The following is a 14,686-nucleotide window of genomic DNA, read 5'->3' on the forward strand; positions in this document are numbered from 1 at the left end:
CGCCGGTTTAACAGTCGCTAATGTTTGCAAACGCAACTTGACCCCGATTTAGGAAATTCCATGGCAAATACCGCACAAGCGCGCAAGCGCGCTCGTCAAGCAGTTAAGCAAAACGCGCACAACTCGTCGCAGCGTTCGACCCTGCGTACCGCAATCAAGGCAGCTCGCAAAGCCATCCAGGCTGGCGACAAAGAAGCCGCGACCCTGATCTTCCAGCAGTCCGTGTCGAAAATCGACAGCATCGCTGACAAGAAAATCATCCACAAGAACAAAGCAGCGCGCCACAAGAGCCGCCTGGCTGCAGCCCTGAAAGCACTGTCGGCGTAAAGCCCGCGTGCGTGCGGCCTTCGGGCCGCGCAGGCAAGTTCTGTGCAGTGGAAAGACCCGCCCGACTTCGGTTCTGGCGGGTTTTTTTGCTTGGCGCTTTCATTTTTCTATCCGGAATGCATGGCAGGGTTGTCGATAACGTAAAAACTGGTGTCCGCCGCAAAGGTGGGGCATAATATGGCGCGTCTTATGTCTTATAGAAGACTGGCGTTGAAAACAGGTTTCGCGGCCTTGCACGAAGCGGCCGCCCAACCAACAGAATGTACGCCGGTGCGCTCTGGCCCTTCCGTCGCAGACAGGGGTAGAATGTCCGGCATCGGCGCCCAGTGCCCGCAGCTCATCTAGTAATGGGCTGTGGCCAATTGTCAGTTTTTACTACGCGCGACGTTGTCGCGATTACCGAGGAAAATGTGCATGAGCAGTGATCAGACCATCATCTACACCCTGACCGACGAGGCGCCGCTGCTGGCGACCCACGCCTTCCTGCCTGTGGTCAGCACCTTCACGAAGCCGGCCGGCATCACCGTCACGGCCAGCGACATCTCGGTCGCGGCCCGTATCCTGGCAGCGTTCCCTGAAAACCTGACCCCGGAGCAGCGCGTGCCGGATTCGCTGGTCGAGCTGGGCAAGAAGACGCTCGAGGCGAGCGCCAACATCATCAAGCTGCCGAACATCAGCGCTTCGGTCAGTCAGCTGACCACCGCGATCAAGGAACTGCAGGACAAGGGCTACAACATCCCCGACTACCCGTCGGACCCGAAGACCGACGAAGAAAAAACCATCAAGGCCAAGTACGGCAAGTGCATCGGCTCGGCAGTGAACCCGGTGCTGCGCGAAGGTAACTCCGACCGCCGCGCCCCGCGCGCCGTCAAGGAATACGCGCGCAAGAACCCGCACTCGATGGCCCCATGGTCGCAGGCGTCGCGCACCCACGTGGCGCACATGACCGAAGGCGACTTCTACCACGGCGAAAAGTCGATAACGGTCGAGGCTGCGCGTGACGTCAAGATGGAACTGGTCACCAAGAGCGGCCAGACCATTGTGCTCAAGCCAAAGGTCTCGCTGCTGGCCGGTGAAATCATCGATTCGATGTTCATGAGCCGCAAGTCGCTGCTGGCCTTCTACGAAGCCCAGATCGAAGACGCACACGCCACTGGCATGCTGTTCTCGCTGCACGTCAAGGCAACGATGATGAAGGTGTCGCACCCGATCGTCTTCGGTCACTGCGTGCGCATGTTCTACAAGGAAGCGTTCGCCAAGCACGGCGCGCTGTTCGAGAGCCTGGGCATCAACGTCAACAACGGCATGGCCGATCTGTACAACAAGATCGCCGACCTGCCGTCGTCGCAGCGCGAAGAAATCATCCGCGACCTGCACGCCTGCCAGGAACACCGTCCTGAACTGGCCATGGTCGATTCGGCCAAGGGCATCACCAACTTCCATTCGCCGAACGACGTGATCGTCGATGCGTCGATGCCAGCGATGATCCGCGCCGGCGGCAAGATGTACGGCGCCGATGGTCGCCTGAAGGAAGTCAAGGCCGTCATCCCTGAGAGCACGTTCGCGCGCATCTACCAGGAGATCATCAACTTCTGCAAATGGCATGGCGCCTTCGATCCGAAGACGATGGGCACCGTCCCGAACGTCGGCCTGATGGCCCAGCAAGCCGAAGAATACGGCTCGCACGACAAGACCTTCGAGATCGCTGAAGACGGCGTGGCCAACATCACCGACCTCGCCACCGGCGAAGTCCTGATGAGCCAGAACGTCGAGCAGGGCGATATCTGGCGCATGTGCCAGGTCAAGGATGCGCCGATCCGCGACTGGGTCAAGCTGGCCGTGACGCGCGCGCGCAACTCGGGCATGCCGACCGTGTTCTGGCTCGACCCGTATCGTCCGCACGAAAATGAACTGATCAAGAAGGTCAAGGTCTACCTGAAGGACCACGACACGAGCGGCCTGGATATCCAGATCATGTCGCAGGTGCGCGCGATGCGCTTCACGCTTGAGCGCGTCTGGCGCGGCCTGGACACCATCTCGGTGACCGGCAACATCCTGCGCGACTACCTGACTGACCTGTTCCCGATCATGGAACTGGGCACGTCGGCCAAGATGCTGTCGATCGTCCCGCTGATGGCCGGTGGCGGCATGTACGAAACGGGCGCTGGCGGTTCGGCACCTAAACACGTGCAGCAGCTGGTCGAAGAAAACCACCTGCGCTGGGATTCGCTGGGCGAGTTCCTCGCGCTGGCGGTGTCGCTGGAAGACCTGGGCCTCAAAACCGGCAACCACAAGGCCAAGATCCTGGCCCGCACGCTGGATGCTGCCACCGGCAAGCTGCTGGACAACCGCAAGTCGCCATCGCCAAAGACCGGCGAGCTCGACAACCGCGGCAGCCAGTTCTACCTGTCGCTGTTCTGGGCGCAGGAGCTGGCTGCGCAGACCGACGACGCCGCACTGGCCGCCACGTTTGCGCCATTGGCCAAGAAACTGGCCGACGACGAAGCGACCATCGTCGCCGAGCTGCTGGCCGTACAGGGCAAGCCAGTCGATATCGGTGGTTACTACAAGCTGGATGAAGCCAAGGTGACGGCCGCGATGCGTCCTAGCGCCACCTTCAATGCAGCGATCGATTCGTTCGCCTGAACTGAACGGCTGCTGTAACTGAAACCCGCCGGCCGCAAGGTCGGCGGGTTTTTATTTGCCTGCGTGGCGCGAGTACGCCGGCACGTCGATGAATTCGCCGGGCAGCAATGGATGCGTGCTCAGGGAAAACGGGCCGATACTGCTGCGCACCAGGCGCAGCGTCGGCAAGCCCACGGCCGCCGTCATGCGGCGCACCTGGCGGTTCTTGCCTTCTTCGAGCGTGATGGCCAGCCAGCTGGTCGGCTTGTCCTGGCGCGCGCGGATCGGTGGATTGCGCGGCCACAGCCATTCGGGTTCGGCGATGCGCGCGGCGCGGCACGGCTTGGTGACGAAGTCGCCCAGGTCCAGCGGCGCCTGCAGGCGCGCCATGGCGGCGGCATCGGGCAAGCCATCGACCTGCACCAGGTAGGTCTTGGCTTCCTTGTGATCCGGATGGGCGATCTTGTGCTGGAGCTGGCCGTCGTCGGTCAGCAGCATCAGGCCTTCGCTGTCGGCGTCGAGCCGGCCGGCGGGGTAGATGCCGGGAATCTTGAGATAGTCAGCAAGGCATTCGCGGCCTTCCTGGGACGAGAACTGGCACAGGACCTGGAAGGGTTTATTGAAGAGGATCAGGGACATGAAGGTGCAGAGAAACGAATGAAAGGGCGGCCAGCCGGTAGCGTGGCAATATGGCAAAATACTGGGGCATAATGAAGAGCAGCCCTCGGCTGACGCTGGCAACGGCGACATTGTAGGCGAGTTCGTAACGTAGTTCGTAACGTAGTTCGTAACGTAGTTCGTAACGTCGATCGCACCGCCTTTCGCCACCCACTTGGAGAACTTGATGTACCAGCATATCACCGTCCCGCCTGCGGGCCAGAAGATCACCGTCAACGCCGATTTCAGCCTGAACGTGCCGGTCACGCCGATCATTCCGTATATCGAGGGCGACGGCACGGGCGCGGACATCACACCGGTGATGAAGAAGGTGGTCGATGCAGCCGTGCACAAGGCCTATGGCGGCGAGCGCAGCATTGCGTGGATGGAGATCTTTGCCGGCGAAAAGGCGACCAAACGCTACGGCGCCGACGTCTGGCTGCCCGCCGAAGCACTGGATGTGCTGAAGGAGTACGTCGTCTCGATCAAGGGCCCGCTGACCACGCCGGTGGGCGGCGGCATCCGCTCGCTGAATGTCGCGCTGCGCCAGGAGCTCGATCTGTACGTCTGCCTGCGCCCGGTGCGTTATTTTACCGGCGTGCCGTCGCCACTGAAGCAGCCGGAAAAGACCGACATGGTCATCTTCCGTGAAAATTCCGAAGACATCTATGCCGGCATCGAATGGGAGGCCGGCTCGGAAGGCGCGCAAAAGCTGATCGCGTTCCTGAAGGCCGAGCTGGGCGTGTCGAAGATCCGTTTCCCGGCCACGTCGGCCCTGGGTCTCAAGCCCGTCTCGATCGAGGGCACCGAACGCCTCGTGCGCAAGGCGATCCAGTATGCGATCGACCACGATAAGCCATCGGTGACTCTGGTCCACAAGGGCAATATCATGAAGTATACCGAAGGGGGCTTCCGCGATTGGGGGTACGCGCTGGCGCAGAAGGAATTCGGCGCCGAGCTGTTCGACGGCGGCCCGTGGTGCAAGCTCAAGAACCCAAAGACCGGGCGAGACATCATGATCAAGGACTCGATCGCCGACGCCTTCCTGCAGCAGATCCTGTTGCGTCCGGCCGAATACAGCGTGATCGCTACGCTGAACCTGAACGGCGATTACATTTCCGATGCACTGGCGGCCCAGGTCGGCGGCATCGGCATCGCGCCGGGCGCGAACATGTCCGATTCGGTCGCGATGTTCGAAGCCACCCATGGCACCGCGCCGAAGTATGCCGGCAAGGATTACGTGAATCCGGGCTCGCTGATCCTGTCCGCCGAAATGATGCTGCGCCATATGGGCTGGAGCGAGGCGGCCGACCTGATCATCGCGGCGATGGGCAAGGCAATTGTGTCGAAAAAAGTGACGTACGATTTCGCGCGCCTGATGGAAGGGGCGACGCAGGTGTCGTGCTCGGGCTTTGGCGAAGTGCTGATCGAACAGATGTGACGTGCAGCCCATCGTTGCTGGTACGGCGGGCGAAAAAAAACCCCACTGCGAGAGTGGGGCTTTTCACTTCCGGTAGGGGAATGATTAGTTACCCTGGATGTTGGAAGCTTGCTTGCCTTTAGGGCCTTGCGTGACTTCGAATTGGACTTTTTGACCTTCTTTGAGGGTCTTAAAACCGTTCATGTTGATTGCGGAGAAGTGTGCGAACAGATCCTCGCCGCCGTCATCAGGCGTGATGAAGCCAAAGCCTTTGGAATCATTGAACCACTTAACAGTACCAGTTGCCATAAAAGAACTTTCAAATTTAACAAATCACACGAGCCATAAAAGCAAGAAACCTCTTGCCCTCCTCAGCCTGCTAACTACTTATCAACGAGTACATAAGTACAAAGTCGATGACTGCATTGTTGGTGGAATAATCACGCAAGTCAAGGGGTTTGGGGCGCGGGTTGTCAAATTTTTCATGGTATTCCTGCGCAACGGACTTGATTTCGGCAATCGAAACGCCATCTGCGCAGTTATCCGAAAAAGCGTAAGATGGAAATTATCAGAAAACGAGCTGATGTTTACGCTCGGCACCAACCTCGGAAGTATTAGAATACCCCATGGCAACGAAGCACGATACTGAACAGCTGCTAGAGCGGCAGACCGTCAAACCGCCTCCGCTATACCAGGTGGCGCTACTGAACGATGATTACACGCCGATGGAGTTTGTCGTGGCCGTGATCCAGGAGTATTTCAACAAGGATCGGGAAACAGCCACGCAGATCATGCTGTCGGTGCACCAGAATGGCAAAGGAGTGTGCGGCGTGTTTTCCAAAGATATAGCGTGTACCAAAGTGGAGTTTGTCTTAACGCATGCACGCAAGGCAGGGCATCCCCTGCAGTGCGTGATGGAGGAAGTATGATTGCGCAGGAACTTGAAGTATCCCTACACATGGCCTTTGTCGAGGCACGCCAGGCACGCCACGAGTTCATCACCGTGGAACACCTGCTATTGGCATTGCTCGACAATCCTTCGGCCGCCGAAGTCCTGCGTGCATGCGCGGTCAATATTGAAGACCTGCGCAAGACCCTGACGAATTTCATCGGCGATAACACCCCGACCGTGCCCGGCACGGGCGAGGTCGACACCCAGCCGACGCTTGGTTTCCAGCGCGTGATCCAGCGTGCGATCATGCACGTGCAATCGGCGTCCAACGGCAAGAAGGAAGTCACCGGCGCCAACGTGCTGGTGGCGATCTTCGGCGAAAAAGACTCGCACGCGGTGTACTACCTGCACCAGCAGGGCGTGACCCGCCTCGACGTGGTCAATTTCATTTCGCACGGCGTGCGCAAGGACCAGCAGGTCGACACGTCCAAGGCGCCGGAAGGCGTCGAGGAAGCGCAGGTCGAAGGCCAGGCCAAAGAGAGCCCGCTGGACCAGTTCACGCAGAACCTGAACAAGGCCGCAGCCGATGGCAAGATCGATCCGCTGATCGGGCGCGAGGAAGAAGTCGACCGCGTCATCCAGATCCTGTGCCGTCGCCGCAAGAACAATCCGCTGCTGGTGGGCGAGGCGGGCGTGGGCAAGACCGCGATCGCCGAGGGCCTGGCATGGCGCATCGTCCAGGAAGACGTGCCTGAAATCCTGCAGAACGCCGTGGTGTTCTCGCTGGACATGGGTGCGCTGCTGGCTGGCACCAAGTACCGCGGCGACTTTGAGCAGCGCCTGAAGGCCGTGCTCAAGCAGATCAAGGACACGCCGAACGGCATCCTGTTCATCGACGAGATCCACACGATCATCGGCGCCGGTTCGGCTTCGGGCGGCACGCTCGACGCATCGAACCTGCTCAAGCCAGCGTTGGCCAATGGCCAGCTCAAGTGCATCGGTGCGACCACGTTCACCGAGTACCGCGGCGTGTTCGAAAAAGACCATGCGCTGTCGCGCCGGTTCCAGAAGGTCGACGTCAACGAGCCGACCGTCGAACAGACGATCGCGATCCTGCGCGGCCTGAAATCGCGCTTCGAAGAGCACCATGGCGTGAAGTACTCGGCCTCGGCCCTGACTACCGCCGCCGAGCTGGCTGCGCGCTTCATCAATGATCGTCACCTGCCTGACAAGGCCATCGACGTGATCGACGAAGCCGGCGCCGCCCAGCGCGTGCTGCCGAAGTCGAAGCAGAAGAAAACGATCGGCAAGACCGAGATCGAGGACATCATTGCCAAGATCGCGCGTATTCCGCCGCAGTCGGTCAATCAGGACGACCGCAGCAAGCTGCAGACGATCGACCGCGACCTGCGCAACGTCGTGTTCGGGCAAGACCCGGCGATCGAGGCGCTGTCGGCCGCGATCAAGATGGCGCGTGCTGGCCTGGGCAAGACGGACAAGCCAATCGGCTCGTTCCTGTTCTCGGGTCCGACCGGTGTCGGCAAGACCGAGGTCGCCAAGCAGCTCGCCTTTATCCTGGGCATCGAGCTGGTGCGCTTCGACATGTCCGAGTACATGGAGCGGCATGCTGTTTCGCGTCTGATCGGCGCGCCGCCGGGCTACGTTGGTTTCGACCAGGGCGGCCTGCTGACCGAAGCGATCACCAAGAAGCCGCACACCGTGCTGTTGCTGGACGAGATTGAAAAAGCCCACCCGGACATTTTCAACATCCTGCTGCAGGTGATGGACCATGGCACGCTGACCGACAACAACGGTCGCAAGGCCGACTTCCGCAACGTGATCATCGTCATGACCACGAACGCGGGCGCCGAAAGCCTGACCAAGCGTTCGGTGGGCTTCGTCAACTCGCGTGAAGCGGGCGACGAAATGGGCGACATCAAGCGCATGTTCACGCCGGAGTTCCGCAACCGTCTGGATGCGATCATCAGCTTCCGCGCGCTGGACGAAGACATCATCCTGCGCGTCGTCGACAAGTTCCTGATGCAGCTCGAAGAGCAGCTGCACGAGAAAAAAGTCGAAGCCATCTTCACCGAGAAGCTGCGCAAGTTCCTCGGCCAGAAAGGGTTCGATCCGTCGATGGGTGCACGACCGATGTCGCGCCTGATCCAGGACATGATCCGCAAGGCCCTTGCCGACGAATTGCTGTTTGGTCGCCTGACCAACGGTGGCCGCGTGACGGTCGACCTGAACGAGAAGGACGAGGTCGTTCTCGAGTTCCCCGAGGGCGATGTCAGCCCGCCACCGGCCCCGGCCGAGACGGTCGAAATCGAGTAAGCAGGTTCGCTCCCGCAAAAGCCCGCGCACGCAAGTGCCGCGGGCTTTTTTTATGCCGAGCGGAACCCACACGTAACGTTGATTGAGCATTTCTTCGATGCAATCCGAGTTACTTCGGAGCCATTTCACATGCCTGTCATCGTTGCTTCCTACACTGTGCGTACACGCTGTTTCACTCTCACGAAGATCCCAATGCGACTCGCACCGCGCAACACTTTTACCAAGCTCATCGGCGCCTTTGGCATCCTGTCCCTCGTCATCGTACTCATTGCCGCTGTTGCCGTCTGGCGCATGCACGCGGCCGACGTCATCACGTCGAACCTGGTGGACGACAAGCTGGCCAAGCAGCAACTGACGTCAGAGCTGCTGGGCATTGCGCGGCTCAATGGCTTACGCGCCGTCTCGATCGCGCGCAGCGATAGCCTTGAACTGGGTGATTACTTCGGCGCACAACTGGCCGAGGGCCGCAAGCTCGCCAGCGACATCGAGGCGAAACTGGGTAAGCTGCCGGCCACGCCGCAAGAACGCACGCTGATCGCCGGGGCGAGCGCAAACAAAGCGGCGCTGGCCGCGATCCAGGCCGACCTGTTCAAGGCCAAGGACCTGGGTCAGACTGGTCTCGTCGAAGAAATCCTCACCAAGCGCTGGGAGCCCGCCTATCGCGCCGAAGTCGCCGCGCTCGAGGGCCTGCTGACTCACGAGAGCACCGAAGCGCACCGCCTGGCCGACGCGTCGGCAGCGGAATCGCGCTTCAGCAAGACGCTGCTGCTGGCATTGGGTGGCGCCGCACTGGCCGTGGCCGGTTGCCTGGCCTGGCTCCTGACCCGTAACCTGGTGGGGCCGCTCAGGCAGGCCGCGACGCTGGCCGAGCAGGTGGCCCATGGCGACCTGCGCCCGATCATCAGCCACACCCGCACCGATGAAATCGGCCGCCTGTTCGATGCACTCAATGGCATGACGCACGGCGTCTCGGGCACCGTGGCGCAAGTGCTGCAAGGGGCGCAGGCAATCGATGCCGCGTCCAGCGAAATCGCCGAAGGCAACCAGGACCTGTCGGTCCGCACCGAGCGCCAGGCCGAATCGCTGCGCGAGACGGTGACGGCAATGGACGAATTGTTAGGCGCCATCGCCAGCAATAACGCCAATGCGCAGCAGGCCAATGCGCTGGCCCAGACGGCGTCCGGCGTGGCCGCCGAGGGCGCGCAGGCCGTGGGTCAGCTGGTCGTGCGCATGGGGGCGATCAAGGCGTCGGCCGCGCGCATCGTGGACATCACCGGCATGATCGACAGCATCGCCTTCCAGACGAATATCCTGGCCCTGAACGCCGCGGTGGAAGCGGCGCGTGCCGGCAGCGAGGGGCGGGGCTTTGCGGTGGTAGCGGCCGAAGTGCGCAACCTGGCGCAGCACTCGGCCGGCGCGGCGAAAGAAATCAAGAAGCTGATCGGCGAATCGTCGCGCGAGATCGAGGCCGGCACCGGCATCGCCGAAGCAGCCGGCTCGACGATGCGCACCATGCTGCAGCACGTGCATGACGTGGCAGGCATCCTGGGCGAAATCCACACTGCCAGCGCCGGTCAGGCCAACGGCGTCACGCAAGTGAGCCGCGCGATTGCCGAGATGGATCTCTCGACCCAGCAGAATGCAGCGATGGTGGAAGAAGCGGCAGCCGCAGCCGCCTCGATGCGCCAGCAGGCCGCGGAATTGTCGGCGCTGGTGGCGACGTTCAAATTACGTCAAGAGCCCCTGTTGCTGGCGTAGGGTGGATGCGGCCGGCGAGGCGGCTGCGGCCGGCGAGGCGGCTGCGCCGTCCACGCGGTGATGGTTGGCGGCACGGTCATCCGGGCCGAGATCGACGTCGAATTTCCGACGAACGCTGAAGGCAATTCACCCAATCAAATCGCCGCCAGCGCCCGCCGCAAATCCTCACGCTGATCATCAATATGCTCGATCCCGACCGACAGCCGAATCAGCCCGTCGCCAATCCCCAGCTCGGCACGCCGCTCCGGCGGAATGCTCGCATGCGTCATCAGCGCCGGATGCTCGATCAGGCTCTCGACCCCGCCCAGGCTTTCGGCCAGCGTGAATACTTCGCACGCCTCGAGAAAACGCCGCGCGCCGTCGATGTCCGTGTCTAGGTCGATCGACACGATGCCGCCATAACCACCATGCATCTGGTTGCGCGCCAGTGCATGCTGCGGGTGCGATTCCAGCCCCGGATAGTGCACCTTGCGCACCTGCGGCTGCTGTTCGAGCCAGTTCGCCAGCAATAGCGCGTTGCCGCTGCTGCGCTCCACGCGCAGGGCCAGCGTCTTGATCCCGCGTAGCACGAGGAAGCTGTCGAACGGCCCCTGGATCGCGCCCACCGAGTTCTGGATGAAGCCGAGCTTCTCGGCCAGGCCCGTCTGGTGGTCGTTGGCGCCGACGATGGCCACGCCGCCGATCACGTCCGAGTGGCCGTTGATGTACTTGGTGGTCGAGTGCACGACGATGTCGACCCCGTGTTCGAGCGGGCGCTGGATGATCGGGCTGGCGAACGTGTTGTCGCACACGCACAGGATGCCGCGCGCATGGCACAGGCTCGCGATCGCGGTCAGGTCGGCCAGCTTGAGCATCGGATTGGTGGGCGTCTCGACCCACACCATGCGCGTGGCGGGCGTGATGGCAGCGGCCAGGGCCTCCGGGTCGGACAGGTCGACGTAGCTGAACGTGTGCCCGGCGCTGTCGCGGCGCACGCGTTCGAAGAGGCGGTAGGTGCCGCCGTACATGTCGTCACCAGCGACGACGTGCGAGCCGCTCGGGAGCAGTTCCAGCACGGCGGCAATCGCCGCCAGGCCCGATGCAAACGCGAAGGCGGCGCGGCCGCCCTCGATGTCGGCCAGCGAGCGTTCGAGCGCAAAGCGCGTCGGGTTGTGCGAGCGGCCGTAGTCGAAGCCCTGGTGCACGCCCGGGCTTTCCTGGCGATAGGTCGACGTCGCGAAGATCGGCGGCATGACGGCGCCGGTCGCGGGTTCGGGCGACTGGCCGCCGTGGATGACGCGGGTGGCCAGGTGGCGTTTGAATTCGATGGTGTGTTTGGTGTCCGGATGGGTCACGAGAGTGTCCTTCGCAGGTGATTGAGCAGGTCGTAGCGCGTGATCAGGCCAAAGAACTGCGGCCCGTCGGCGATCACGGCAGTAAGGCCCCGGTCGAGAATGTCGCGCAGTTGCGCCATGCTCGCGCCAGGGGGCAGGGTTTGCAGTTGGGCCGTCATGGTGGACGAGACCGGCGCGCTGAAGTGGTCGTTCGATTGCGTAACCTTGAGCAGCAGGTCGGATTCATCGATCAGGCCCACCAGGCGTCCTTCAGCGTCCATCACGGGCAGTTGCTGCAGGTCGCTCGAGCGCATGCGATTAAAGGCGGTGAGCAGCGTGTCCGATGGCGCCAGCGTGATGACTTCGCCGGCGTCATGGCGGCGTCCGATCAGGTCGCGCAGGTCGCCCGTCTTCGGACGCGTGATCAGGCCCTGGTCGACCATCCAGCCGTCGCTGTACACCTTGCTGAGATAGCGCGTCCCGGTGTCGCAGACGAACGTGACGACACGCTTCGGACGCGTCTGGGCGCGGCAGTATTTGAGGGCCGCCGCGAGCAGCGTGCCGGTGGACGAGCCGCCCAGGATGCCTTCCTGCTGGAGCAGCAGGCGCGCGGTGGCGAAGCTTTCTTCGTCGGTGATCGTGTAGGCCTTCTTGACGCGGGTAAGGTCGGCGATGCCGGGAATGAAATCTTCGCCGATGCCTTCCACGGCCCACGAGCCGGCATGCTGCGACACATGGCCGGTCTCGACGTATTCGGCCAGAATCGAGCCTTTCGGATCGGCCAGGATGAATTCGAGCTGGGGCGCGGCTTTCCTGAAGTACCGTGACAGGCCGGTGAGCGTGCCGGACGAGCCGACCCCGAGGACGATCGCGTCCAGCTTGTGCTTGGCCTGGTCCCAGATCTCGGGGCCGGTCGTGGTTTCGTGCGCGCGCGGATTGGCCGGATTGTTGAACTGGTCGGCGAACCAGGCGCCGGGAATCTGCCTGGCCAGCCGCGCGGCGAGATCCTGGTAATACTCGGGGTGGCCCTTGCCGACGTCGGAGCGGGTCAGGTGGATTTCAGCGCCAAGCGCCTTGAGGTGCAGGATTTTTTCGGGTGCCATCTTGTCGGGCACGACCAGCACGACGCGATAGCCCTTGATCCGTGCCACCAGCGCCAGGCCCAGGCCCGTGTTGCCGGCAGTGGCTTCGACGACGGTACCGCCGGGATTGAGCAGGCCGTCATGCTCGGCCTGTTCGATCATCGTCTTGCCGATGCGGTCCTTGATGGAGCCGCCCGGGTTTTGCGATTCGAGCTTCAGGAACAGCTGGCAGGGCCCGGTATCGATGCGGGTCACTTCCACCATCGGGGTATCGCCAATCAGGGAAAACAGAGCCGCTTGCGACGCATGTTGCATAGTTGCCTCCGTTGGGGTCGGACTGCGGCGCCGCGGATAGGGCGCTGCGGCCGGCATGCCATGACAACCTGGCGCGGATTGGCGTCAGGCCATATCAAAGAATCATGATACGAGTTTTCGGTGGACGTTGCTTTGGAGCGTCTTAAGGGTGAACGATCAGAGGAAAGAGCTCAGCCTTCCGCCTTCAGCCGCCGCCACAGCGTCGTGCGGCTGATCCCCAGATGATCTGCCGCCAGGTCGCGCTGCCCGCCAAAGCGCGCCAGCACTGCCGCTGCCGATTCCCGGTTCTGCCCGGCCGATACGCCAGCCGGGGCGGCGCCACGCGCCAGCTCCGGCGCCACCGACAGCATGAAGCCCGGCGTCAGCGCCTGCAGTGGCTCGGCCGCCAGGAACAGCGCCAGGCGCTCGGTCAGGTTGCGCAGTTCGCGTACGTTGCCGGGCCAGGCGTAGCCGGTAAGGAGCGGCGTGCAGGCTTTCAGTTCGGCCAGCAGGTTCGGATGCGGACGCGCATCGAGCGCGGCCAGCGCACCCTTGAGCGACCATTCGAGCAGCGGCGCGATGTCCTGCACCCGTGCCCGCAGTGGCGGCAGGGCCAGGCGCAGCACGGCCAGGCGATAGAACAGGTCGGCCCGGAAGCGCCCGTCGCGCACGCGCGCCTCGAGGTCGCAGTGGGTGGCGCTGATCACGCGCACATCGATCGGCACCGGCCGCGTGCCGCCCACGCGCATGACTTCGCGCTCCTCCAGCACCCGCAGCAGGCGCGTTTGCAGGGCGAGCGGCATTTCGCCGATCTCGTCGAGAAACAGCGTGCCGCCATTGGCCGCTTCGAACAGGCCCGCGTGCCCCCCACGGCGCGCGCCCGTAAACGCGCCGTCTTCATGGCCGAACAGTTCCGATTCAAGCAGCGACTCGGCAATCGCGCCGCAATTGACGGCCACGAAAGGGCGGTGTGCATCCTTGCGCGGACTCTCGCGGTGGATCGCCTGCGCCACGAGTTCCTTGCCGCTGCCGGTTTCACCTTCGATCAGCACGGTGCTGGGCGAGCGCGCGTACAGCACGACGGTCTGGCGCAACTGCTGCATGGCGGGCGAATCGCCGCGCAGGTCATTCAGGCCGCGCCGCAGCCGTTGCTTGTCGGGCGGCGTGCTGGTTCGGCCACGCCCACGGCTGCGGTCGACCTCGAGCCGGGTCAGGCGCGCCAGTTCGAGTGCATCGTCGAACGCCTGCCGGATCGATGCCGCCGAATACAGGAACACGGCGCGCAGGCCCGCTTCTTCGGCCAGGTCGGTCACCGAACCGGCGCCGACGATGACGGCCACGCCCAGCGCCTTGAGTTCGTCGACAGCGGCGCGCGCATCTTCCTGCGTGACATAGCTGCGCTGGACCAGGTCCAGGCCGAAGCTGGCGGCAAACTCGCCCAGTTCCGGGAGCAGGGCGCCATAACTGACGACGCCGATGGCGCCGGGCGCGTTGCCGGCGAGCTTGCGTGCGCGCGTAAGGGCCTGCAGAACGTCGAAGCCACTGGCCCGGGCCGCGACCACCGGCACCGACACGCGGCTCTTGAGCCAGGCCGCGTTCGAGCCGGCGGCGATCACGACGTCGCAGTGTTCCGTGGCGAGCCGCTCGCGGATGTGCGTCGCGGCCTCGTCGAACCCGATGTGCAGCGGCTCGATCGACGCCAGGTGATCGTATTCGACGGTGATGTCGCGAAACAGGGCGGACAGGCGCGAGACCGACACGGTCCAGATGATGGGCTTGTCGCCAGCGGAAGAAGAGCGTGGGGAATCCATGTTTCAAGTGTAGTGCAAAAGATGGCCAATGTTTCAGCCTGAAATGCCCAATCACCGAACGACCGGTCGAAATTAGGCACCCGGCGTAAGAATCCGGTAAGGGCATGCCCGTAGGATGGGTCGCAGCCAAAAAGGCAGCCGAACCACGGCACCAACAAAAGAATCAGGAGACA

The 14,686-nt window shown here is 62.8% G+C and carries 11 protein-coding genes; 6 read left to right on the forward strand and 5 right to left on the reverse strand.

The features are described from left to right. Positions 1-60: 60 nt before the first annotated feature. Positions 61-327: a 30S ribosomal protein S20 gene (gene rpsT / locus AC56LV_RS01210; RefSeq protein ID WP_183550274.1), complete on the forward strand. Its 267-nt coding sequence runs from the start codon at positions 61-63 to the stop codon at positions 325-327. A 414-nt stretch (positions 328-741) separates the two neighbouring features. Beyond that, positions 742-2,973 (forward strand): NADP-dependent isocitrate dehydrogenase, encoded by a 2,232-nt coding sequence (locus tag AC56LV_RS01215; RefSeq protein ID WP_499555399.1) that lies wholly within the window; start codon positions 742-744, stop codon positions 2,971-2,973. A gap of 51 nt (positions 2,974-3,024) precedes the next feature. On the opposite strand, the gene AC56LV_RS01220 is transcribed toward AC56LV_RS01215, so the two are convergent. Then, a complete protein-coding gene (locus AC56LV_RS01220; RefSeq protein ID WP_499555401.1) occupies positions 3,025-3,591 on the reverse strand; it encodes a pseudouridine synthase in 567 nt (188 codons plus the stop codon). 205 nt (positions 3,592-3,796) lie between these two features. Here AC56LV_RS01220 and icd point away from each other — a divergent pair, with 205 nt between their 5' ends. Then, on the forward strand, positions 3,797-5,050 hold the full coding sequence (icd, locus tag AC56LV_RS01225; protein ID WP_499555403.1) for an NADP-dependent isocitrate dehydrogenase: 1,254 nt from the start codon (positions 3,797-3,799) through the stop codon (positions 5,048-5,050). An 84-nt stretch (positions 5,051-5,134) separates the two neighbouring features. Here the strand turns inward: icd and AC56LV_RS01230 are convergent, their stop codons facing one another. Further along, entirely contained in the window at positions 5,135-5,338 is a 204-nt protein-coding gene (locus tag AC56LV_RS01230) for a cold-shock protein (RefSeq protein WP_171084635.1), read from the reverse strand. Between the two features lie 317 nt (positions 5,339-5,655). Between AC56LV_RS01230 and clpS the strand changes: the two genes are divergently transcribed. The 3 genes from clpS (at position 5,656) to AC56LV_RS01245 (ending at position 10,013) form a co-directional block, all read left to right on the forward strand. After that, positions 5,656-5,958, forward strand: coding sequence for an ATP-dependent Clp protease adapter ClpS (gene clpS, locus AC56LV_RS01235; protein WP_137175749.1), 303 nt, complete (start codon positions 5,656-5,658; stop codon positions 5,956-5,958). Beyond that, a complete protein-coding gene (gene clpA / locus AC56LV_RS01240; protein ID WP_258836105.1) occupies positions 5,955-8,255 on the forward strand; it encodes an ATP-dependent Clp protease ATP-binding subunit ClpA in 2,301 nt (766 codons plus the stop codon). Before clpS ends, clpA begins: the two co-directional genes overlap by 4 nt. 192 nt (positions 8,256-8,447) lie before the next feature. Then, a complete protein-coding gene (locus tag AC56LV_RS01245) occupies positions 8,448-10,013 on the forward strand; it encodes a methyl-accepting chemotaxis protein (protein WP_499555405.1) in 1,566 nt (521 codons plus the stop codon). A 134-nt stretch (positions 10,014-10,147) separates the two neighbouring features. Here AC56LV_RS01245 and AC56LV_RS01250 read toward each other — a convergent pair whose 3' ends face one another. The 3 genes from AC56LV_RS01250 to prpR form a co-directional block, all read right to left on the reverse strand. After that, positions 10,148-11,347, reverse strand: coding sequence for a trans-sulfuration enzyme family protein (locus tag AC56LV_RS01250; RefSeq protein ID WP_499555406.1), 1,200 nt, complete (start codon positions 11,345-11,347; stop codon positions 10,148-10,150). After that, positions 11,344-12,723 carry a pyridoxal-phosphate dependent enzyme gene (locus tag AC56LV_RS01255; protein WP_499555408.1) on the reverse strand — a complete coding sequence of 460 codons (1,380 nt, stop codon included), beginning with the start codon at positions 12,721-12,723 and terminating at the stop codon, positions 11,344-11,346. The genes AC56LV_RS01250 and AC56LV_RS01255 overlap by 4 nt, the downstream gene beginning before the upstream one ends. 170 nt (positions 12,724-12,893) lie before the next feature. After that, positions 12,894-14,513, reverse strand: a complete 1,620-nt coding sequence (gene prpR, locus AC56LV_RS01260; protein ID WP_499555410.1) for a propionate catabolism operon regulatory protein PrpR — start codon at positions 14,511-14,513, stop codon at positions 12,894-12,896. Positions 14,514-14,686: the final 173 nt, after the last annotated feature.

It is taken from the genome of Telluria sp. RB2R28 (assembly GCF_059685835.1).